This is a genomic window from Bradyrhizobium sp. ARR65 (assembly GCF_000472385.1).
In the GTDB taxonomy this organism is placed as follows: Bacteria; Pseudomonadota; Alphaproteobacteria; order Rhizobiales; family Xanthobacteraceae; genus Bradyrhizobium.
Window position 1 is genome coordinate 105,354 of record NZ_AWZU01000003.1, and the last position, 24,220, is coordinate 129,573.

General features: G+C 62.8%; 13 protein-coding genes. All 13 read left to right on the forward strand.

The features are described 5' to 3' along the window. Positions 1 to 9 precede the first annotated feature (9 nt). A complete protein-coding gene (locus tag F758_RS0105085) occupies positions 10 to 1,248 on the forward strand; it encodes an urea ABC transporter substrate-binding protein (RefSeq protein ID WP_024506844.1) in 1,239 nt (412 codons plus the stop codon). Between the two features lie 102 nt (positions 1,249 to 1,350). Further along, positions 1,351 to 2,223, forward strand: a complete 873-nt coding sequence (locus F758_RS0105090; protein ID WP_024506845.1) for an ABC transporter permease subunit — start codon at positions 1,351 to 1,353, stop codon at positions 2,221 to 2,223. A 14-nt stretch (positions 2,224 to 2,237) separates the two neighbouring features. Then, a complete protein-coding gene (locus F758_RS0105095) occupies positions 2,238 to 3,299 on the forward strand; it encodes a branched-chain amino acid ABC transporter permease (RefSeq protein WP_024506846.1) in 1,062 nt (353 codons plus the stop codon). Positions 3,300 to 3,302: 3 nt separating this feature from the next. Beyond that, complete coding sequence (locus F758_RS0105100) at positions 3,303 to 4,019, forward strand: ABC transporter ATP-binding protein (RefSeq protein WP_024506847.1); 717 nt, start codon at positions 3,303 to 3,305, stop codon at positions 4,017 to 4,019. Then, positions 4,012 to 4,725: an ABC transporter ATP-binding protein gene (locus F758_RS0105105; protein WP_024506848.1), complete on the forward strand. Its 714-nt coding sequence runs from the start codon at positions 4,012 to 4,014 to the stop codon at positions 4,723 to 4,725. The genes F758_RS0105100 and F758_RS0105105 overlap by 8 nt, the downstream gene beginning before the upstream one ends. 30 nt (positions 4,726 to 4,755) lie before the next feature. Next, positions 4,756 to 5,745: an acetamidase/formamidase family protein gene (locus F758_RS0105110; protein WP_024506849.1), complete on the forward strand. Its 990-nt coding sequence runs from the start codon at positions 4,756 to 4,758 to the stop codon at positions 5,743 to 5,745. 13 nt (positions 5,746 to 5,758) lie between these two features. Next, positions 5,759 to 7,552 carry a nitrilase-related carbon-nitrogen hydrolase gene (locus tag F758_RS0105115; protein ID WP_051386687.1) on the forward strand — a complete coding sequence of 598 codons (1,794 nt, stop codon included), beginning with the start codon at positions 5,759 to 5,761 and terminating at the stop codon, positions 7,550 to 7,552. Between the two features lie 37 nt (positions 7,553 to 7,589). Further along, positions 7,590 to 7,907: a hypothetical protein gene (locus F758_RS0105120; RefSeq protein ID WP_157449866.1), complete on the forward strand. Its 318-nt coding sequence runs from the start codon at positions 7,590 to 7,592 to the stop codon at positions 7,905 to 7,907. Positions 7,908 to 7,981: 74 nt separating this feature from the next. Continuing rightward, entirely contained in the window at positions 7,982 to 9,139 is a 1,158-nt protein-coding gene (locus F758_RS0105125) for an OpgC domain-containing protein (RefSeq protein ID WP_024506852.1), read from the forward strand. Between the two features lie 213 nt (positions 9,140 to 9,352). Then, on the forward strand, positions 9,353 to 10,021 hold the full coding sequence (locus F758_RS0105130; protein WP_157449867.1) for an STN domain-containing protein: 669 nt from the start codon (positions 9,353 to 9,355) through the stop codon (positions 10,019 to 10,021). Between the two features lie 150 nt (positions 10,022 to 10,171). Continuing rightward, the gene (locus F758_RS0105135; RefSeq protein WP_024506854.1) at positions 10,172 to 10,765 is read left to right on the forward strand and encodes an RNA polymerase sigma factor; all 594 of its coding nucleotides are present in this window, start codon (positions 10,172 to 10,174) and stop codon (positions 10,763 to 10,765) included. Next, positions 10,762 to 11,748: a FecR family protein gene (locus F758_RS0105140; RefSeq protein WP_024506855.1), complete on the forward strand. Its 987-nt coding sequence runs from the start codon at positions 10,762 to 10,764 to the stop codon at positions 11,746 to 11,748. The genes F758_RS0105135 and F758_RS0105140 overlap by 4 nt, the downstream gene beginning before the upstream one ends. A gap of 182 nt (positions 11,749 to 11,930) precedes the next feature. Continuing rightward, complete coding sequence (locus F758_RS0105145) at positions 11,931 to 23,108, forward strand: filamentous hemagglutinin family protein (protein ID WP_198026414.1); 11,178 nt, start codon at positions 11,931 to 11,933, stop codon at positions 23,106 to 23,108. Positions 23,109 to 24,220 lie beyond the last annotated feature (1,112 nt).

Sequence of the window (24,220 nt, forward strand, 5' to 3'; positions counted from 1 at the left end):
GAGACCGACATGAGTAGAAATTCATTGCGGGGGCTGCACGCCGCAGCCCTCACGGGGACGCTTGTCCTTGCTTCCAGCGCAGGCTTCGCTGCAGACCCCATCAAGCTCGGCGTGCTTGAAGACCAGTCCGGCGACTTCGCGCTCGCCACCATCGGCAAGGTCCACGCCATCCAGCTTGCGGCCGATGAGATCAACAAGGCCGGCGGTATTGCCGGCCGGCCGCTGCAGCTCGTGGTTTACGACACGCAGTCCGACAACACGCGCTATCAGGAATTCATGCGGCGCGTTCTGCAGCGTGACAAGGTGGACGTGGTGTTTGCGGGGTTCTCGTCTGCCTCGCGCGAGGCCTATCGTCCGATCGTCGATCAATTCAATGGCTTTGCATTCTACAACAACCAGTACGAAGGCGGCGTCTGCGACGGCCATATGATCGTCACTGGAGCCGTGCCGGAGCAGCAGTTCTCCACGCTCATTCCCTACATGATGCAGACCTATGGCAAGAAGGTCTACACGCTGGCCGCAGACTACAATTTCGGTCAGATCTCGGCCGAGTGGGTCCGCAACATCGTCAAGGAGAACGGGGGTCAGATGGTGGGCGAGGAGTTCATCCCGCTCGGCGTATCGCAGTTCTCACAGAGCATCCAGAACATTCAGAAGGCAAAGCCGGACTTCGTGGTGACGCTGCTCGTCGGCACAGCGCAGGCCTCATATTACGAGCAAGCGGCGTCCGCCAACGTGAACCTGCCGATGGCGTCGTCCGTCAATGTCGGGCAGGGCTATGAGCACAAGCGCTTCAAGCCGCCGAGCCTGAAGGACATGTACGTCACGACCAACTACATCGAGGAGATTGATACCCCCGAGAGCAAGGCGTTCTACGCCAAGTTTAAGGCGAAATTCCCGAGCGAGCCTTACGTGAACCAGGAGGCCGAGAACTCCTACCTCGCCGTCTATCTCTACAAGCAGATGGTGGAACGGGCGAAATCGACCAAGCGGGATGACATCCGCAAGGTGATCGCGCTCGGCGATCTCTGCATGGATGCGCCGGAAGGCAAGGTCTGCATCGATCCGAAAAGCCAGCACATGTCGCACACCATCTATCTCGCCAAGGTGGGCGCGGATCACGCGATTACGTTCCCGAAGGTGTGGAAGGATATCAAGCCCTATTGGCTCGGCGAAGCGGGCTGCGATCTGACCAAGAAGGATCCGACGACGCAATACACGCCCTCGAATCCGCCGCCGAAATCTTAAAGGGGATCGCCTCGGCGCCTCCTTTCTCTCCCTCGGCGCCGGGGCGAGGTCCGCAAGAGAAGCACTCGCACCTTTCCGAATCCGCATCTTCCCGGCTGGTCCATGGATATAGCGACCCTCGCGTTTTCTGCACTCTATCAGTTTGGCGACGCTTTCGCGTTTCTGGTGCTGTCGGCATGCGGCCTTGCCGTGATCTTCGGCATGATGGGGGTGATCAACCTCGCACATGGCGAGTTCATCATGTGCGGGGCCTACGTCACCGCATCCACCGTCCATGCGGGACTGCCGCTGCCGCTTGCCATCCTGTGCGGTGCCCTCGTCTCGGCGCTAGTTGGCGTGCTGGTAGAGCGCCTCGTGATCCGGCATCTTTACGACAGACCGCTCGACACCATCGTGGCAACTTGGGGACTGAGCCTGATCGCAACCCAGGGGACGTTGATCATGATCGGCTCCAGCATGGCCGGGGTCGGGACGCCCTTCGGCAGCTTTCAAGTCGGGCAATATTCCTATTCCATCTACCGCATCGTCCTGTTTCTGGCAGCGCTCGGCGTGCTTGGCGGCCTTTATGCGCTGTTCAACTGGACACGTTTCGGCGTCCTCGCTCGCGCCACCATCCAAGTGCCGCACATGGCCGCCGCGCTCGGGGTCGATACACGGCTGATCTACAGCCTGACTTTTGCGTGCGGCGCCGGGCTCGCGGGCCTCGCCGGCGGTCTGTACGCGCCGACCATGACGCTGGTGCCTACCATGGGCGCGACCTTCATCATGGAAGCGTTCGTCACTGTGGTGATCGGCGGCGCCGACGTCTTCCTCGGCACGGCGCCGGCCGGCGGCGTGCTCGCGGTGGTCAAGTCGGCCATGACGTCCTGGCAGGGACAATTGTTCGGGCAGATCGGCTTGCTGGTGGCCGTGATCATCGTCGTCCGGGTTTTGCCGAAGGGCATCTCCGGTTTCGTGCTGCGCGAGCGCACCTGAAGGATTTCGCGGCAATGAACCGCCTGCTTGTTCTCTTTCGCCGCCTCGAAGGTCCACAGACGATCGGTCGGGGGCCGGCGTTCTGGACGATGTTTGCGCTTGTGCTGCTGGTTGCCTGCGCCTTTCCACTGCTTACCGACGGTTATACCGTCGGCAACACCGTCTATTTCTTCGTCTGGGTATTCATCGCGCTCAGCCTCTGCTTGATCTGGGGCTATGGGGGCTCGCTCAGCTTCGGACAAACCGCATTCTTCGGTATTGCCGGTTACGGATACGGGATCCTCACTCTCAATTTCGGCGCGGCCTATGGCTTCACGTTGATCGCGCTGTTGCTCGCGGTCGGCATTGCTGCGTTGTTCGCGATGCTGCTCGGCTATTTCATGTTCTTCGGTCGCATCGCCGGCGTTTTCCTCGGCATCGTGACGCTCGCCGTGACGCTGACGCTCGAACGCTTCATGGCTCAGACTGCAGGCCCCGAATGGCATATCGGTGTCGCGCGTCTCAACGGCTTCAACGGCATGAGTGCGATGCCCCCGCTGACGATCCCCTGGTCCGGCGGCGACATCGTGCTGTTCGCCGACGTCGGACTTTATTACCTCGTCCTGGGGCTTCTGGTGCTGGTCTATCTGGGCCTGCGTGTCCTGATGAATTCGGCTTTCGGCAACGTCATCGTGGCGATCCGGGAGAATCCCGAGCGTGCCGAGATGCTCGGCTATGACGTCAGAAAGTATCAGCTCGTCACCTTCGTCATCGGGGCGGCGCTCGCGGCGCTTTCGGGCGTCCTCTACACCGCGTGGGGTCAGTACATCACGCCCTCGAGCATGGGCATGACGGCAGCCGCGCTGCCGCTGATCTGGGTGGCGGTGGGCGGACGCAGCGATCTCACCTCGACCTTGATCGGGACATTGCTGGTGCTTGCGGTCTTTCAAGCGCTCACGATCTACGGCAGCCAATATGCGCTGGTGTTCATGGGCGCGCTGTTGGTGCTGACTGTGCTGATTGCGCCGGGTGGGCTTGTGCTCGCGGTCATGAACCAGTTGTCGCGGCTCGCCACACGCCGAATCCAAGGGAAATAGCCGATGGCGCTACTCGAACTCCGGAGGCTCAACAAGCATTTCGGCGGCCTGCACGTAACCAATTCGGTCAATCTCGCGCTCGAAACCGGCGAGATCCACTGCCTGATCGGACCGAATGGCGCCGGTAAGAGCACGTTGTTCCGGCTGATCCTTGGCGAATATCACCCGGGCAGCGGCGATATCTATTTCGCGGGCGAGAACATCACCGCGCTCAAATCGTTCGCGCGCATTCACCGCGGCCTTTCGGTCAAATTCCAGGTGCCGGGCGTGTTCAAGGGCCTTTCGGCTCGTCAGAACCTGGAGATTGCTCTGCAGAGCCGGCATCGCGGCGTCGCACTCGAGCAGGAAATCGATCGTCTGCTGTCGTTTCTCGGCCTTGAGGCCGAGCAGGGACAGACAGCCGGCAACTTAAGTCACGGTCAGAAGCAGTGGCTGGAGATTGGCATGGCGATCAGCCTGAAGCCGCGTCTCTTGCTGCTCGACGAGCCGACCGCGGGGATGTCGCCGGAGGAGACGCATTTGACCGGCGAGATGGTGCAGCGGCTGAACGCGGAGGGCATGACGGTGCTTGCCATCGAGCACGACATGGCTTTCGTGCGCCAGGTTGCGCGGCGGGTGACCGTGCTGCATCTCGGCCAGGTCTTCGCGCAGGGCTCGATCGATCAGATCATCGCTGACGAACGCGTCGCGGCTATCTATCTGGGGCAGGCGCATGCGTAAGGAAGTCATCCTCGCCACGCTCGGCCTGCGGGCCGGCTATGGCGGCAAGCCCGTGCTGCAAGGCCTTGAACTGGAGGTGCGGGAAGGGGAGATCGTCGCCGTGATCGGCCGTAACGGCGTCGGTAAGTCCACGCTGATGAAGAGCCTGATCGGGCTGGTCCCGGCGATGAGCGGCTCGATCGTCTATCAGGGTGAAGCGATCGAGCAGTTGCCGGCGCACAAGCGGGCGCGGCTCGGCATCGGCTATGTGCCGCAGGGGCGCGACGTTTTTCCGCGGCTGACCGTGGGCGAGAACATCGCTGTCGGTGCGGCGATCAAAGGCGACATCCCCGAGGACGGCCGGCGACAGGTCCTGGAGGCCTTTCCAATCCTTGCCGAACGATGGAGCCAGCGTGCGGGCACCATGTCCGGCGGCCAGCAGCAGCAGCTCGCGATAGCGCGTGTCCTGATCGCCGGTCCCAATCTGATCCTGCTCGACGAGCCGTCCGAAGGCATCCAGCCCAACATCGTCCAGGAGATTGCACAGAACATAGTCGAGCTCAACCGGAAGACCGGCGTAACGATCATGTTGGTCGAGCAGAATCTCGACATGATCCGCGCCATGGCGCAGCGCTGCTATGTCATGGACAAGGGCCGCATCGTTGCGAGCCTGGATCGCGACGCGCTCAACGACGAGACCGAAATGCGCCGACATCTCGCGGTGTGAAAGTCCCAGCGATAACAGAGGAGACGACCAATGGCATGGCAAGAAAACTCCATCATGGCGCAGAAGGGCGTCGCCAAGGGCAAGCGCGGCATTCACCACATGATCACCGAGGCCGACCAGGGGACATATCATTATGTCTATGGCCCCTACGCCAAGCCGGTGTTGACGGTCGATCCCGGCGCGGCGGTCTCCGCCGAAACGCATGACGCGTTCGAGGGGAAGATCAAGCACGAGACCGACAGCCCCTCCAAGATTCTCAATTTTCCCTTTCTCAACCCCCAGAACGGACCGATCTGGGTCAACGGTGCGGAAAAAGGCGACGCGCTTGCGGTCTATATCGAGAGCATCGTTCCGCGCGGGCCACAACCGCGCGGAACCACTGTCATCATGCCTGAGTTCGGTGGCCTGGTCGGGACCGGCCAGACGGCGCTCTTGAATCCGGCACTGCCCGAGCGGGTGAAGAAGCTCGAGATCGATGCGAAGACAGGCACAAAATGGAACGACAAGATAACGCTGCCTTATGAGCCGTTCATCGGCACGATCGGCACATCGCCTGAGATCGAGGCGATCTCGTCGCTGCAGCCGGACTATTATGGCGGCAACATGGATCTGCCCGACGTCGGCGTCGGCGCCGTGATCTATCTGCCGGTCAACACCAAGGGTGCTCTGCTTTATCTCGGTGATTGCCATGCCGCGCAGGGCGACGGCGAACTCTGCGGCGTTGCGATCGAGCATCCCACCGTGACGACCGTTCAGATCGACCTGATCAAGGGCTGGACCATTGCCTGGCCGCGGCTTGAGACCGAAGAGTTCATCATGACGATCGGCTCGGCGCGACCGATGGAAGATGCTGCGCGCATTGCCTACCGCGAGCTGTGCCGCTGGATGGCGGCCGATTACGGCTTTGATGAGATCGAGGCCTACATGCTGTTGACTCAGGCAGGGCGGGTGCGGCTCGGCAACATGGTGGACCCGAAATACACGCTGGGCGCCTCGATCAAGAAGTCGTTCCTGCGCTGAAGGACGGACGCTGATGTCGCGCGTGAAGGTCGCCACCGTTCAGTTCGAACCCACGATGTTCGAGAAGGAGCGCAACATCGCGCGGCTTCTCGAACTGTGCGAGCAGGCCGCCATGGCTGGCGCGCGGCTGATCGTCACGCCCGAAATGGGCACGACCGGCTATTGCTGGTTCGACCGCGGGGAGGTCGCGCCCTTCGTCGAGAAGGTGCCGGGGCCGACCACAAAGCGGTTTGCCGCGCTGGCGCGCATGCATGACTGCTATATCGTGGTCGGCTTGCCCGAGGTCGATGAGGACGGCATCTACTTCAACTCCGCCGTGCTGATCGGGCCCGACGGTGTCATTGGGCGCCACCGCAAGACGCACCCCTATATTGCCGAGCCGAAATGGGCGGCGCCCGGGGATCTGGGCCATCAGGTGTTCGACACGCCGATCGGGCGTGTCGCGCTTCTGATCTGCATGGACATTCACTTCATGGAGACGGCGCGCCTCGTCGCGCTGGGCGGTGCCGATATCATCTGCCACATTTCGAACTGGCTCGCCGAACGCACGCCCGCGCCATATTGGATCAGCCGCGCCTTCGAGAACGCCTGCTACGTGATCGAAAGCAACCGCTGGGGCCTCGAGCGGACCGTGCAGTTCAGCGGCGGCAGTTGCGTTATCGCGCCGGATGGGAGGGTCATGGCGGTCATCGATCGCGGCGATGGCTTCGCGGCGGCCGACGTCGAGCTCGATGCCGCGCGAGCGCGCCGGGTCGGTGGCGAGCCGGTCTTTGCGCAGCGGCGGCCGGAACTTTATGCCGAGCTGATGACCAATACGTTCAGCTGGAACCCGTGCGATTTCTTTGGACTTTACGCCCATGAACCGTGGCCCAAGGGGAGGCAATCGCGCATCGGCGTTGCGCAATTTGCACCTGGACACGAGGTTGCGGCGAACCTTGACCGGATCGCGGCGCTGGCTCGGGCCGCCAAGGACCGCGACAACGCCGAGCTGGTGGTGTTTCCGGAACTGGCGATCACCGGCCTAGCCGATCCGGCAAAATCGGCACAGCCGGTTCCCGGGCCGGCAACGGAGCAGCTCAAGGAGCTCGCCGCGCAGCTTGATGTCTATCTCGTCTGCGGTCTGGCCGAACTGGCGGACGGCGTCGTCTACAACAGTGCTTGCCTGATCGCTCCTGACGGTACTCTTGCAGTCTATCGCAAGATCCATCTCACCTCGGCTGAGCGACGCTGGGCCAGCCCGGGTTCAGGCTGGAGCGTCGTCGATACGCCGATGGGACGCATTGGACTGCTGATCGGTCATGATGCATCGTTTCCCGAAGCCGGACGCGTCCTGGCGCTGCGCGGCTGCGACATCATCGTCTGTCCCGCGGCGATCAAGGGTGCCTTCTGCACGCCGCATGCGGGATCCGAAGTCAAGCAGCCGGCTCCGATTCCAACAGGCGCCGATCCATACCACTGGCACCACTTTCGCGTTCGCGCTGGTGAGAACAACGTCTACTTGGCCTTTGCCAATGTGCTCGATCCCGGCAACGGCTATCCGGGTCTCAGCGGCGTATTCGGTCCCGATACGTTTGAGTTCCCGCGCCGCGAGGCGATCGCGACAGACCGGCAGGCGCTAGTGACAGCCGTGATCGACACCGGCAATCTCGACACGATCTATCCGACCAATGTCGTGCGGCGGAAGGACCTCGTCTCAATGCGGCTGCCGCACGCTTATCGCGAGCTGATCAAGAGCGAGCCGGCCAACTCGTCTCGCAAGATATCGCGCCTGGGGCCCATGCCGTCCGGCCGGCCCGGTTCGGCGTGAACGCATCATCTTCGGAGAGCCCGTGACTGCATATCAGTTGCAGCACGGCGCCAAAGACGACACGCCGGGAGCGAATGCGATCTTCGAGCTTCTCAATGCAGGCGGCTTCCTCGTTCCGCCGTTGCGCACGATCGAAGGCGACCAACAGCGCCAGGTAAAGTGCGACCGACCGCAGCGGATTGATCAAAAGGACGCCGGCTGCAGCTCCAGGAGCCAATTCAGCCAGCTGGGCGTTTCGGTCCCGATCAGCGCGATCACCGGTGCGTTCACTTCCAAGGCCGGAACCGCGTCGCATTTGACAGGGATGCTGTCCGCATCGAGCACCAGGAGTGGACATATCCGGAGGCTGCTGTAGCTTGACGGGGGCTCGCCTTCGACGAACGATTTCTCTGGCTCGGATTGTGGTTCCGCAACTGCAGTCGGTGAAAAATGGAAATCAAGGCCATATTGCCGCCAAAGGGGCGAGACCTCCGCCTCGACTTGCTTCGCGGTTTCGCGAACTGGGCAATCTTTCTCAACCACATGCCTAACAATGTGGTCAACTGGATCACCACGCGGAACTACGGCTTCAGCGACGGCGCCGATCTTTTCGTTTTCATCTCAGGATACACTGCAGCCATCGTGTTCGGACGGATGATGCGAGACTACGGCTTCTTGATTGGTGCGACGCGTCTCTGGAGACGCGTCTGGCAACTCAATCTCGCTCATGTAATGCTGTTCGTCGTTTACGTCGCCGCGGTTGGATATTTCGCGCGCCGCTTTCGCTTCGATGCCATTCTTCATGAATACAATGTTGCCAGGATGATCGATCAACCGTTCGAGACCCTGATCGAGTCGCTGCTTTTGCGATTCAAACCGCTCAATCTGGACGTCTTGCCCCTCTACATTGTTCTTATGGCGCTGTTTCCCTTCGTGCTGTGGATCATGCTGCGGCGCCCTGGTCTCACGATCCTGGGCTCGCTCGCCCTCTATCTCGCAGCGCGCCGATTTGGCTGGAATCTCGCCGCATACCCGGAAGGCAGCTGGTACTTCAATCCCTTCTGCTGGCAGCTCCTCTTCTGTCTGGGAGCTTGGGCGGCACTCGGTGGCCAGATCAGGGTTGGCCCCGTGATCGAGGCACGGGGGACCGTCTACGTCGGCTTCGCCTACCTCGTCTTCGCCCTCGTCCTGACGCTGGCGGAGCCTTTCCAGGGCCTGCGAGAGTTGATTCCGCAGGGGCTCTACGACGCCTTCCATCCCAACGACAAAACCAACCTGGCCCCATATCGGGCGCTGCATTTCCTCGTCCTCGCGCTGCTCGTGACGCGCTTCCTTCCGAAAGACTGGAAAGGACTGGAATGGCCCATGTTCGATCCGCTCATCAAATGCGGGCAGCAGTCGCTTCGCGTGTTCTGTGTCGGTATAGTCCTGTCGTTCCTGGGCTATTTCCTGCTGTCAATCAGCCACGGAACGCTCCTCGTTCAATTGGCTATCAGCGTTGCCGGAATCGGCATTCTCTGCGGCATTGCCTATTACGGCGATTGGTCAAAGAACGTAGACAAGCTCATCAAGCGTTCGCCGCCAATGGACCGAGCCGCAGGCAGTTGAGGCGGGCCGTTTGAATACGGCCGCATCATCCTGGGGGCGGATGTCTGTTTCGGGTGAGAGCTGAACTGCTGTCCTGAACGCATCACAGGCCCGGGACCAGTACTGACGATCGAACAAATCTTTGAAGATCTAAATGCAAGGATCGGCCAAGCCGTGGTAGAGAACGGCCCCAGGTCGACGCCGAGAGTGACGGTGCCCTGCGCGAAACGGATCTTGTCTTACGGTGTCTATCTCGTCTGCCTCACTGTTCTTTCCATTTCGCGCATTGAAGCGGAAGAGCGGACCGAGGCCATCCGGGGTTCAATCGTCTATGACATCCCATCGCAGGATCTGACGAAAGCGGTAACGGCCTATGCTGCTCAAACCGGCGTGCAGGTCCTCTACGAAGCGGCGCTGACGGCGGGCCGACGCTCGGGAGCTGTCAAGGGGACGCTTTCGCCGGATGCTGCTTTGCAGCTGTTGCTCGTGGGCTCTGGTCTCATCGCCCGTCGGACCGATGTCGATGCGATTACCATCACGGCGGCCTCGCCCGAGACCGCCGCCGCGATGCTCGGACAGATACCACCGGATCAGCGCTTTCTCGGGGCGCTGCAAGCCGGGCTTCGCACTGCGCTCTGCCGCAGCGACGAGACTCGGCCAGGTGCGTATCGAATAGCGCTGCAACTCTGGTTCGACCCGAACAACAAGATTGAGCGCGCCGTGTTGCTCGGGTCCACGGGTGACAGCCGCCGGGACGCAGCCCTGACTAGCGTGTTGCACGGTATGGCGATCGGCACGGTGCCGCCGGCCGGAATGGCGCAGCCCGTCACGCTGACCATCCTGCCGCGCTCGCCACTCCAAGGCGACGAGTGTGCCGGCGGGCGAGGCGCCGCTTCCCCCTGATGCAGTCCCACTTGGGTTCTGCATCCGGCCAAGCGGTCGTCATGTAGTTGTAACCAAGCCTGATTACCGCTGTGGCTTTGCCGTCGCGACTGGTTGCAGTCCGGCCGCGAGCGGGGCTTGTGTTGCAAGGGCGATGAGTTGGCCGGTCCGATGGGGAGGATCACTTGGGGCGCGCTGCGGGACCTGTTGGCCGATCACTACGATGATTTCAGGCTCCGTCTGACACGCCGGCTTGGCTCCGAGGAGCTTGCGAGCGAAAGCCTGCACGAGACCTGGCTGCGCCTTGACCGTCAAGGCGATGTCGGGGCGGTGCAGAGCCCGGCCGCCTATCTCATGCGTGTTGCCCTCAATATCGCGACTGACCGCCGGCGCACGGAGGCGCGATGGGCGCGCCGCTCGGACCCGGGCGCCGCGGGCGAGGTTCCCGACACGGCGCCGGGCCCGGCGCGTGAGGTTGAGGGCCGGCTTGATCTCAAAGTGCTCCAGCGTGCGATCGATCGGTTGCCCGAACGCACAAGGGAGATCCTGACGGCGGCGCGCCTCGATGGGCTTTCGCAGCAGGAGATTGCCGAGCGCTTTGCAATCTCGACCCGCATGGTCCGCATCGAGTTGCGGCGGGCGTTGGACCTTTGCGAGGCCGCGTTCAAACACGAAACGATCACGGATTTCCTCTCCACGCCGTCGGAATCGTCTATGGAAGGGCCGGACGGTTCAAGGTCGGCGAAGAGAGGCACGACGCGATGAGTCCTACCCTGGACCATTCGACCGAGGAGGAGGCGCTGCGCCGCGCGGCCAAGGAATGGGTCGTGCATATGGCGACCGCACAGCTCACCCCGCGTGATCGGCGGGAGTTCGAGCAGTGGCGCGCGCAAAGTCGCGAACATGCCAAGGCCTATGCCGAAGCCTTGAGCCTTTGGTGGGCACTCGGTTCGCCACTTAAGGCAGCCCGCGCGCGGAGCGGTCGCACTGCCCCGCGGGTCTCGAGCATGAGGGCCGGGCCGGTGCCCGGACGCCGCGCTTTTCTCGCTGGGGCGCTGTCCGCTTCCGCGGCCGGGCTTGGCATCATGATCGCGCATCCGCCGCTCGATCTCTGGCCCTCCTTGAGCGAGCTGGCCGCCGACTATCGCACCGGCATTGGGGAGCAGCGGCGGATTGCGCTCGCCGATCACGCGAGCATCGAACTCAACACCCGAACCAGCCTTAATATCCGCGAGGCCACGGCAAGCGAGGGCCATCTTGAGCTGATAAGCGGCGAAGCGGCCGTAACCGCTGGGCCGACGCGGCTCACGTTGTTTGCGGGAAATGGACGGACGTCAGCCGCCCGGGCGCAGTTCACGGTGCGCGAAGATGGCGCGGCGGTGACGGTGACCTGTCTCGACGGCTTTGTTGAGGTCTGCTGCGGAGATCAGTCCGTGACCGTCCAGCCGCGCCAGCAGGTCGTCTATACCGCCCAGCAAATCGGTGCGGCGATGCCGGTCGATCCGGAAGTGACGGCGGCTTGGCGCGACGGGCTGCTCGTCTTCGACAATGAGCGGCTGTCGCATGTGATCGAGGAGGTGAACCGCTATCGCACGGGTCGCATCATCCTGATGAACAGGAAACTTGGCGAGCGACTGGTCACCGCCCGGTTCAAGATCGCTCGTTTGGACGCGGTTCTCACGCAGTTCAGGGCCGTGTTCGGCGCCAAGGTGACACAGGTCGCAGGCGGGATCGTGCTTCTGAGTTGATGCCCGGCCAAGTGCCGGGGGCGGGAACCGCCCGGTCCGATCTCGCGCCATCGCGAAATTATTTTTGCCTTTCATTTCCTATCGGCCCGCGTCCGGTCGTCTATGGACGTCGGAAACATCCGACCGCGGTGGTCGCGTCACGAAACGCGCGACCGCTGCGCCCTGACTGCCGAGAGACTGCGATGTTCGTTGGACCTGCCGCCTGCCGCCACTCCCGCTCTTCTCAGGCAGCGCTATTGGCGGGCGTCAGCATCATCGCGTTGCTGATATCGCATCCGAAAGCGATGGCGCGTCAGCTCGGTCTAGCGGGCGCGACCGCTGCGCCGGCGGTGGCCGTCGATACCGCAACCGTCGCTGCGCAGCAGGCGGCGGCGCTGGCCCAGCAGAGCCAAAGGTCGCTGACGCGCGCCATGCAAGCCATTCAGTCCGTGCAGGCGGTGCAGGCCGCCGCCCGGACTGCGGCTTCAGGGGCGCCGAGTGCAGTCCCGAACGGACTGGGCGCGGGCGGCCTGCAGGTCGCCCCAGGCGCCGCCAACCCCAATTCGGGCCTGTGGAAGAACGCGAAGCTGCCCACGCAAACTGTGGCAAATGGTGGCGTCGCCGTCGAGATCCAGCAGACGGGTCAGCAGGCGCTTCTTAATTGGGAGACCTTCAATGTCGGCCAGAAGACTACGGTGCACTTCAACCAAAGCGGTGGCACGCAGGCCGACGGCACCAACAATTGGGTCGCCCTCAACCGAGTCAACGATCCCTCCGGCGTGCCGAGCCAGATTCTCGGCACGATCAAGGCCGAAGGCGCGGTCTATCTGATCAATCGCAACGGCATCATATTCGGCGGCGCCAGCCAGGTGAATGTCCATGCCCTGGTCGCATCCGCGCTCGATCTCACCGATCAGCAGTTCCTCGCTGGCATAGTCAGGCCGACGCAATACGACACGAACAATCGGATGCTGTTTGGGCCGGTGTTTGCCAACACTTCGGGCACGATGGCCGGCGACATCACCGTCCTTCCGGGCGCCGTGATTCAGACCGGGGATCCGCCATCTGTGACGGTTGGCGGCGGCAGCGTCTATCTGTTCGGCAGCAACGTCACCAATGGCGGCACCATCATCACGCCGGATGGTCAAACCGTGCTTGCCGCCGGCAGCGCCGTCTATCTCACGCAAAGCATGGATCCCAATGTGCGCGGCGTTGAGGTCAATCTGCTCAACGGCGGCACGGTGGCCAATACCGCGCAAGGCCTGATCAGTGCGCCGACCGGTAATGTCAGTATGGTCGGTCTGAACGTGAAGCAGTCGGGCGTCCTGTCGTCGACCACCTCGGTGGATGAGGCCGGGTCGATCAGTCTGATCGCGCATGATGGCGTGAGTGCGTATAGCGTCGATATTAGCGCAGGTCTCGTTTACGCTCTCCCGAACCGGCTCGGCACCGTTGAGTTATCGCCAGGCAGCACAATCGCCGTGCTACCGCAGGAAGACGGCCGCACCGCGCTTGACGGCCAGCCGCAAGGCCGTTCCGTGATCAAGGTGGAAGGCCTGACGATCAACATGTTGAGTGGAGCGCAGATTGTTGCGCCTTCGGGCAATGTCGTGCTGCGCGCGAGCAACACGCCAATCGCTCTGTTCGCAAACGATTATCCGGCGATCTCCGGCATCTTTCCCAACTACCAGGCCGACGCCGGGCGGGTCTATGTAGGCGATGGCGTCGTTGTCGACGTGTCCGGGATGCAGGACGTTGTGGTGCCCGCTTCCGACGACGTTGTCATGGTCAACGTCCGCAGCAACGAACTGCGCGATTCGCCGTTGCAGCGCGGTGGAGTGCTCGCCAAGCAGAACGTATGGGTCAATACCCATGGTCTCAACGTGGTCGCATCCGACAGGGTCTACACGGCGGGCGGGCTCATCGAGGTGTCCGGCTGGCTCGGTCTCGTGCAACGTTCCGTCGATGAGCGGCTGACGACGGGCGGCTCCGTGACGGTGTTTTCGACTGGGGATGCCATCCTGCGGCCGGGCGCGTTCATCAACATCGCAGGCGGCTCGATCTTTCATCCGGCAGGCTACGTCAATGGCACGCGGCTGATCGGATCGGACGGACGGATTTACGATATCAATACCGCGCCCGCCGACATGACCTATGTCGCGATCTGCTGCAGCTTCTCTGTCGATCATCCGCATTGGGGTGTTACCGAAACCTATATCAGCCCGTTGATGGCAGGCAGCCACTATCAACTCGCCTATATCGAAGGCAAGAACGCGGGCTCATTGATGATCGCGTCCCACGTGGGCGAGTTCGACGCCGCGGTCGACGCCGATGCGATCAACGGCATCTATCAGCGCACGGCAGCGACCATGCCGCAGCGCGGCGCGCTCACCATCGGTGTGGGTCTCCTGATCCCGAGCAATGTCGTCATCACGCCAACGACGCCGGTGCCTGACGACATGTTCGCCAGCAGCACGGTCAGCAACGGTATGCGCGATCCTACGACACTGCTGCCGCAGGATTGGCAGAAGAACCAGTATATGTCGGCTGCCGTTCTGGACGCCCCGTCCTACGGCTCGATCATCATCAGTTCGAGCCAGGGCTATTTCGATAACAGCAGCGGCAGCTACGTGCCCGGTGGCACGACGCTCACGGGAGGGGCGCTCCTGAAGGCGGCCGACGGCGGATCGATCACACTGAACACCGCGGGCTCGATCTCCATTGACGGTCGGCTTGTCGCCCATGCGGGGTCCGTCACACTGGCCACAGCCACCTCATCGGCGCAGGTGCCAACAGACGTTACGTTGAAGCCGAACGCGAGCATTGACGTCAGCGGGCTCTGGACCAATGATCTCCAGTCCGGCGGGCTGCCCACTCCGACACTCTACAATGGCGGGAGCGTCTCCCTCACTGCCTATGGCAATGTCACTGTGGGCGCCGGCGCTTCGATTGATGCATCCAGTGGCGGCTGGCTGCAGCAGAACGGCAGATTGAATTCGTCCGGTGGATTGCCGGTGGGAACCGGCGGGAATATCACGCTGGCGACCAATATGGGCGCCAACTTCGGTTCGACTTACAAATCGTACCTGACGCTCGCCCAAGACAGCAGTCTCCGTTCTTACGGCATGGCCGCGGGGGGCGTCCTGAACCTGGTCACGAGGGACATTCAGATCGGCGGCACGGCGCCGAGCGACAACACGACCTTGTGGCTTACTCCGTCGTTTTTCGAGAGCGGCGGCTTCGGCGGCTATAACCTGATCAGCTACCGCGGCCTCACAATCGCACCGGGCACTGAGCTCGAACTTCACAGCCGGGTGCTGATCCCAGGCGCGGACGCGGCTCTGCACGGCACCGGTTCATCGATCTTCGCGGTGGCCACGCCCGGTACGCCGTTTCCCTATCAGAAGTCAGCCCCAGTCAACCTGCTGATGAGCGCTGTCGATCCTATCGTCGGGATCCTCAATATGGGCACGGGCGCCGCTATAAACACCGATCCGGGCGCGACCGTCAGCTTGCACGCCTCGCGTCAACTGACCGTCGACGGCACGATCGATGCGCCGGGCGGCACCATCAATCTCGATCTCTACGGACTTGCAGGCAATTCGATCCCCCGCAATGCGCCGGCTTACGACTCCGCGACGACGCTGTGGATCGGAACGAATGCGCAGCTTCTGGCGCGCGGCATGGTCCAGACCTATTCGGATGCTTCGGGCCAGCCGGCCTATCTGATGTGGGATGGCGGCAGTGTCAACATCAACCAGAACGGCACCAATGCCGCCTACTACCCCTACGCGAACTATCTACAGGCTCCGCTCGACCGCTCCGCCTACGTATTGGGCTCGGTGGTCGCGCGACCCGGTGCGCTGATCGACGTCTCGGGGGCGGCCGGCATCGTCAGCGGGCCGACCGGGCGCAACGCGACGCCATCGAATTATCCCGTCGCCACCAACGGCGGCGCGTTGAACATCCTGGCCTCGCAGGGCTTGTTCCTCGACGCGACGGTGAACGCGCAAGCGGGTGGTCCGAATGCTGCCGGCGGCAGCCTGACCATCGACCAAACCATGTGGGCGGCCAACACCAGCGTCAGCCCGAGCGCTCCAGGTTACACCCCAGGCTACGTTCAGCCAGTCGGCGAACTTGTCGTTACACAGAGCAGTCAGCCGCTATTGCCGTCGGGACTCCTTCCCGGCAATGCACTGCCGGCGCCGCTGCAAGGTCAGTTGAACGTCAGCGCAGACAAGATCATGGGCGCCGGCTTCGCTAACGTCTCGCTCGGCGCGGTCGACGCTGTCAATTTCTCGGGCGATGTTAACCTGAATACGACCCGCAGCCTGACCCTCAATGTAACCAGTCTGAGCGCGACGCCGGGGGCGAGGGTCTTGCTCAGTTCCGCCTATATCGATATCGGCAGCAACCAGCGCACCCGCACCGGCGACGCCTCCAAGGCGACTGCTGCCACCGACGCAGTGGCGGGGATAGCAACGCTCCGGGCCAGCGCCGATTTGATCGACATCGACGGATCGCTGCGCAGCGGCAACAGCACGGCCATTCCCTCAGGCCTACCTGGTTTCGCGGATTTGAACCTCACCAGCAGCGGCGACATTCGCCTCGTGCCCTCGGTCAACTGGAGTTCAACGACGCTTTTCTCGACCAAAGGCAACATCACCTTCAATGCGGCGCAGGTCTATCCGATCACAAGCGCTCCCGCTTCCAACGCCTATCAGTCCAACGTCGCCTATCAAAGCGCGTCATCGAGCCTGTTCAAGATCGTTGCGAGCGGCGCCAACAGCACCATCACCATCAATCCGAACGGCGCGACACCGCCGGTGCCACTGTCGGCGGGCGGCATGGTGGAGCTGGTGGCGCCCAACATCAATCAGAACGGCGTGCTGCGTGCACCGTTCGGCCAGATCATCTTCGGCGATCCGTCCAATTCGTCCACCGCCGCGAACATCACGCTCTCGCCCGGCAGCATCACCTCGGTCTCCGGCAACGGCATGGTCGTTCCCTACGGCGGGCCGGAAGGGGCGCTCTATTACATCTACGGCTACAACATCACCGATATCGGAGGCACATTCCCGCAGCATATCGCGGTCCCGAACCAGCTCAAAATGCCGATCGAGAAGGTGATCGGTTTCTACGGCAAGTCGGTGACCGTCGCTGGCAGCATTGACGAAGCTGGCGGCGGCGACCTCTACGGCTACCAGTTCGTCAGCGGCGCCGGTGGGTCGGTCGATACGCTGAACGGCGCCAACACTTTTGCCATCCTGCCGAGCCTGGGCTCCACCTATGCCCCGCGCTCGCCGCTGATGGATTCAAGCAACGGCGATCCCAGCGTGACAGCGCCGAACGTCAATCTGCATGCCGGCGATCAGATCTATTTGAGCGGAGTGCCCGGGCTTGCAGCCGGATACTATACCTTGCTCCCGGGACATTACGCGCTGCTGCCCGGCGCCTTCAAGGTGACGGTAGCGGCCTCCAATGTCGCGCCCGCGGCGCTCATGCCCAACGTCGCGCTGCCGACCGGGGCGTACGAAGTCTCGGGCTATCGCGGTGTCGCCAATACGCCGATCCGGGATTCGCTGCCTTCCGAGTTCATCGTGACGCCGGGATCGGCGGTGCGGCAGCAGTCGCAATATCTCGAAACGACGGCGACCCAATTCTTCCAGCAGCAGGCCAGCCAGCAGAATGCCGCCGCCCCGCGGCTTCCGGTCGATGCGGGGCGCATCGTGCTGAGCGCGTTGAATGCCATCACCTTCACCGGCCAGACCAATTTCTCGGTCGCGCCAGGCGGGCGCGGCGGCCAGGCCGATATAGTGGGAACGAACCTTGAACTGCTCGGCCCCGGCGATACCGCGACGCCGGGCTATATTCCTCTGGATGCCGGGCTCGTGGCGCACATCGGCGCGCAAAGCGTGCTGATCGGCGGTCTGCGCTCGCTGAACCCTGCCAACTCCAACCAGTTGCAGATCACACAGCAGGCGACCAATATCGAGATCGCCTCGCACGCCGTGGTTACGGCGCCCGAGGTCATGTTGCGTGCCTCCAACGGAATTACGCTCGATGCCGGCGCCGACATCGATACGACGAAGTCAGGCCCGCTTCCGGACTTCTTCCCGCTCGATCCGACGACAAGGCTGACGCTTGGGTCAATCGCATTGACGAACGGCGCTTTCGTCATGGCGTCGAATGCGCCGAGCGCGCTGCCGGTGATGCTGACTGGCAGCGGCACCAGCAGCATCAACGTCGGGGCAGGGGCCAGGCTGATCGCCGGCTCGAGCCTCGTGCTTGCCACGGTTAACAGTTTCTCGCTCGATACCAGCTCGGTCTTCGGCGCGCCGACCATCGCGCTCACCGCGCCAACGATCAGTCTTGGCAATGGTGGTTCAGGCGGCGTGACCTTGACATCCTCCATGCTGCGCCGGCTCGCAGCAGGCGATCCGACCCAGGGTGTCGCGGCGGCCAGCACGTTGATCCTCAACGCGCTGCAAGGCATGAACGTCTATGGCGCGGCCAGCCTAAGTGGCGCCGGCGGCTCGCTTTTGACCATCAACACGCCCGTGATCCGGGGTTTTGGCAGCGGCGGCGACACTGCGAGGCTCACCGCCGAACGGCTGATGCTGACCAACAGCGGTGCGAGTGGCACAGCCAGCGCCACCGGCGCAGGCTCGCTCGTCTTCGACACCACCGAACTGACGCTGGGGGCGGGCACCGTGAGCTTTGCCGGCTTCGGCAATGTGACACTCGGTGCGACCGCGCAAGTGATCGGCAGCGGTGCAGGGATCTACAACAGCACCGGCAATTTCACGGTGGCGACCCCGCTGGTCACGGCCGGCCCGGGCGCGGACACGACGCTCAATGCTGCTGCGGGCGCGGTGAGCTTTACCTCGCCGCTGCGCGCGGCGGAGCCGGCGATCACCGCCGTGCAGTCGCTCGGCGCGCATCTGACGGTGAATGCGGCGAGCATCCTCCAGGGTATTGCGATCAGACTGCCGTCGGGCGTCGTCAATTTCAACAGCCAATCGGACGTGAACCTGGCTGCAGGATCGCTGATTGACGTCTCCGGCGCGGTCACGCCCTATTTCGATGTGGTACGCATTGCGCCGGCCGGCACGGTCAACCTGCAATCGACTTCAGGCAATGTGATCGTCGCCGGCGGCGCCATCGTGAACCTCGACGGCGGCTCGCTCGCCTCCGTCAACCGCGGCAAGACGCCGGTGATTGACTGGCTATCGTCCGACTTCGGCGGCGATGCCGGTACACTCAACGTCGTTGCGGCCAATGGCACTGCCGAGATCTTCGGTGCTGTGCTCGGAAACGCGGTGCCGGGCTACGGCGGCGGCAAGGCGAGCTTCAGTCTCGCGTCCGGTGATGCTACGGCGCTGCTCGGCAGCCTCACGCGCTTCACGGGCAAGCAGGCGCTGACTCTCGCCAGCGGCGATATCATGATCGGCAATCTGACGGCGCAGGACGTCGAATTGTCGACGACGAGCGGCAGCATCACCGTCGCCGGTACAATCAACGCGAGTGGGGCGAGGGGCGGTACGATCCGTCTCACCGCCGGCGGCAGTCTCATCATCGGCCCGAACGCGGTTCTCGATGCGCATGCAACGACGGCTGCAACAGGGGGCGATGTGTTCCTGGGGCTCGCCGGCAACAGCGGCGGTACGCTGACGTTCGGAGTCGGCTCCGTCGTCAACGTTGCGGGGACTAGCCCTGATATTGCCGACAATGGTGGTCGGCTTTGGCTGCGCGCGCCGCGCAACGCGACCGGCGTGCAGGTCTACAACGCCGGCGTGACGGTCGACGGTGCGCGCGAGATCGACGTCGAGGCGGTGAAGGTCTACAACATGGCGACCACGCCGGTCAGCGTCGGCGGCAGCATCCGTAACGTCGCTTACGTTGATGCGAACCTCGCTGCTGCTGATGCCGATGCCCAGGCCTATATCGCCGCCGCGACGATCAAGAACGGCATCGGGACTCTGACGAGCATTCCCAACAGCACCGCCTTCCACCTGATGCCCGGCATCGAACTGGACAGCCCAGGCGACATCGTGCTGCTGCAGAGCCCATCGAGCACCAACAGCGGCATCGATCTGCACACCTACCGCTACAACGGCGAGCCGATGGTGCTGACCTTGCGCGCCGCCGGCAATCTCACCATGAACGGCAGCCTGAGCGACGGCTTCAACAGCCCCGTGTCAACGCCGGTCGGCAATGTCTTCGCCGTCGCCCAGGTGCTCGGGCAGGATCCGACGACCGGTGCCATCCCGCGTTCGGCGACGCTGCGGCTTTCCGCAGGCGCCAACCTCAATGGTCCAGATCCTGATGCGTTGCTCACGCCGAGCCAGCTCGCCCCAGGCAACGGCTTGATCGCTTTCGACGCGACCTACAATGGCGCGGCCGGATTCAACGACGCTGCCGGCTTTCCGATACCGAGCGTCGTGCGCACCGGGACCGGCGACCTCGACGTCGCAGCCGCCGGCAACATTAACATCAACACTATCTTCGGCATTTACACGGCCGGCTATCAGCCGATCTTGAACTTTACGCCGCCGTCGCGACCGGTGGTGAGGTCGTCGGTAGCCGCAACAACCAACGAAACCGTGCTTGGCTATGCCTCGTGGAATCGCACAACCAAAACGGGCGTACCCTTCGATCAGGCGGGCTATCCCGGGGCCTTTTATCCGAGCTATCCGGTTGGAGGCGGCAGTCTCTATGTGACGGCGCAGGGCAACCTGACCAGCAATCCCACTCCCGTCACGTCACCGAACATCAACGGCTATGTCGAATATGCCGGCAGCGCCGTCGACACTTATTGGCTTTGGACCATGGGGCAAGCCAACCCGAACGGGCAGGGACGGCTCAACGGCACCTGGTTCATCAATTTCGGCACGTTCTATCAGAACTACGCCAAGCCGGTCTCATTCGGTCTTTCGCCCAGGGATAGTTACCCCGGTGTCGCTGCATTTCGCGGTTTCGGTGCGCTCGGCGGCGGCAATGCGACAGTGTCAGTCGGCGGGACGATGAACCGTGTCGACGTCAGCGTCCCAAGCACCGGCTACCTGCCGACCGGCGGCTCCAGCCTCACTGACGCCCAGGAATACGGTGGCGGCAAGCTCCTGGTGAACGTTGGCGGCCTGCTGGACAATTCGAACCTTCTGGTCGGCCGTGGCACCGGCAGCATCCGCGCCCAGGATCTAGGCACTCAACCCAACCCGACCAGCATGTTCATACCGAGTGATGCGGTCGAGGTGGCCGTCGGCGACGCGCAGGTTGCGGTTGTGGCCGACCGAAGCGCGAACGTACAGATCGTCGATCCGACGCGCATGGCTCTGCAGCAGAGATTCAACCCGAACCAGGACGTCTTCTACGCCCTTGCTCCCAGGGGGCTGGAAGGCTGCGACAATTTCCAATGCACGTCGTCGCAAAACTATATGTACGGCCAGCCTGCGCCGTGGGGCTTCTTCACCAGCCAGACGCCCTCCGCAGGCGTGGATTTGCTGGTGACCGGCGGCAACCTGGGGATCAGCGGCGATTTCGTGCCCTCACATTTCTCGGCACAATCTCCTACCGGTTCGATCATTCCAGGTGGAGGAACGATCGGTGTTGTCAACAACACGCCGATCGGTGTCCCCAGCGCCACGGCGCAGCTCGATCTGCTCGCCGGGCAAACGATCAAGCTCGGCTTTAGCGAAGCCGGAGAAGTCACAAGCAGCCTCATTCCGCCGTATTGGGATGCGGTGGCAACCATCGTGAACTTCACGGACGTGGTGCAATTCTCGTCAAAGCGAAATATCTGGGATCTGGTCCAACCGGACGATCCGCGCACCAACCACGTTTACGCCGTCAAGGGCGATATCAGTGGTGTCACGCTCTCGCTGACGAAGCAGAGTGCAATCCGGGCCGGGCGCGACATCGCAACACCTAGCTTCAATCTCCAGCACGACCATGACTACGACCTGTCTCTGATCAAGGCAGGCCGCGATATCTTCGATTTCAATGTGCGGATTGCCGGCCCGGGCGCGCTGGAGGTCGAGGCCGGGCGCAATCTGGCCGTGCAATCGGCGCTCAATCCTGCGCTCACTAGCGACGGCATCGCCAGCATAGGCAATGCCGACAACCCGCTGCTCGGTCCCAAAGGCGCTTCCGTTGGCGTTATGGTCGGTGTCGGTCAGAACGGGCCGGACATAGCCGATTTCATCTCGACCTATCTCGATCCTGCGAATGCCGGTTCGGTGCCGCACTCTTATCTTGGCGAGCTGACCGACGATATCCGCAGGCGCGAGAACAATTCCGCGCTGACCCCAGACCAGGCGCTCGCCGATTTCCGCGCGTTGACGTCAGCGCAGCAGACGCCGTTCGTCGAAAAATACTACTTCGCCGAATTGAGGGCGGGGGGAGAAGCGGCGGCGAACGGTCAGGGCGCCGGCGGCAAGGGATATGACCGCGCCTACAAGGCGATCCAGACCCTTTTCCCGGGGAGCAGCATCGGCACGCCGACCACGGCATACAGCGGCGGTCTGTCGCTCTACGGCCTTTCGTACATCCGTACCCAGGCGGGCGGCGACATCAACATTCTGGCACCGGGGGGCGGCATCACGCTCGGCTTCGAAAACCAGACGCCAAACCTCGCCGGCCAGACCGATACCGCACGACCCGGTTTGCTGACGCTGCGCGGCGGCAGCATCAACACCTTCACAGACGGAAGCGTGATCGTCGCGCAGTCGCGCGTCTTCACCGAGCTCGGCGGCGACATCCTGATGTTCTCGACGAACGGCGATCTCAACGCCGGCAAAGGCAAGAAGACCACGCTGGTCACCTCGCCACCGCAGTTCACCGTCGATCCCTACGGGAATATCACCAAGGCGCCGGTGACGCCGCAGACCGGCGCCGGCATCGCCACCCTGATCGGCGTTCCCGGCGTGGCGCCCGGCAATGTCGACCTGTTTGCTCCACATGGCACGATCGACGCGGGCGACGCCGGCATCCGCGTCTCCGGCAATGTCACGCTGCAGGCCCTGCAGATTCTCAACGCCAGCAATATCCAGGTCCAGGGCACGAGCGTTGGCCTGCCCGCGGTGCAGGGGCCGCCGGTGGGCGCGCTCACTGCTGCAAACAACACCAGCGGCGCGACCCAGCAGACGCTGCGGCCGGCGCAAGCCGGCAACAACGACCAGCAATCGATCATCATCGTCGAGGTGCTCGGCTATGGCGGCGGGTCCGGCGAGGAGCATGAGCAGCAGGATGGGCAGCGCCGCAAGGATCAGCAGACTTACGACCCCTCAAGCTCGATTCACTATGTCGGCGCCGGTGCCCTTACCGAGGACCAGAAGCAGCAGCTGACAGCGGAAGAGCGGAAAAAGCTCTCGCTCCAATAGTTGGCCGAGCAGATGACGAGGCGAGAGCTGTGCGCCGTCCAGAGCAGAGAGATCGGAGTTCAGCTGCGGCGGTCGGCTTGAATGAGGGCTTTGGGTGGGAAATGCATCTCACCCTTTCCTCGTCCCGGCAAGTTGTCGAGACTGCTAACATCTTCTCCACCCTCCGAGCGCACCAGAAGCTCATGCTCTGGGTCATCCTTGCGTTCGTTTTCTGGTCGGAGCCATGAAGGCAGTTCAATTGGCGCGTCGCTTGAAGAAGCGTTGGCCGACTGCGACCTGTGCTCCGGCAGATGTCGTCGCGACGAGAGCAACGTACACGAACGAAATGGTGACGCGCGACAGTAGTTCACGACGAGGTCTGGAGCGTTCCTGAAAAGGCGAGGCCTATTACGTTGCCCAGGAGGAAAAGCATGGCCGCTGGCGAGAGCGCTCTCGCCCATCGCCCTGCCAAATTTCAACAGCACTGATTTGGAATCGTTCAAACCATCTTTGGAATCTTTCCGAACACGGTGTCGGCTGACTCGAGCCCTCGATGGTCGAGACATTCTAAGTCGCAGCGCACGCATTTGCGTTGCTGTCACCATTGCGCCTCTCTAAAGAGCCGGTGCAGATGGCTGGCGATCGGAGTCTGCCGCTAAGGCACAGGCAACCAATCCGGAGTGCGAGTCTGCGGGGGAGCTGATTCACAGGGCCATAAGTGTCGGCCGAACTCGGACGCGGAGACCGGATCTTCGATCCATAGTCAGGCCTAGAACCGTTTCACGTTGGGCGACGTGATGTTGATGGGGACTTTCTGGAAATGGGAATTGCAGGTGGGGTTGGGACGGTAGGTCGCTTCGGTACGACACTGCTGGGTGGAGTGGCGTTACTGGCGTGGGTCGAATCGCCCGCTCAATCCCAAACGTCGCAAGACGGCATCTCCCTTCCACCCGTTACAGTCGATGCTCCGACGCAACAGTCGGTCCGCCGCGCACCGACCAAACGAAATGCCGCCCGGGTCCGATCAACTTCACAGCGCACCACGGCGCCTGGCACTCCGCAAACCGAAACCGTTGCGCTGCAACCGCAGCCGTCGAAGTCGGGTGTCGTGCCCGCCTTTGCAGGCGGCCAGG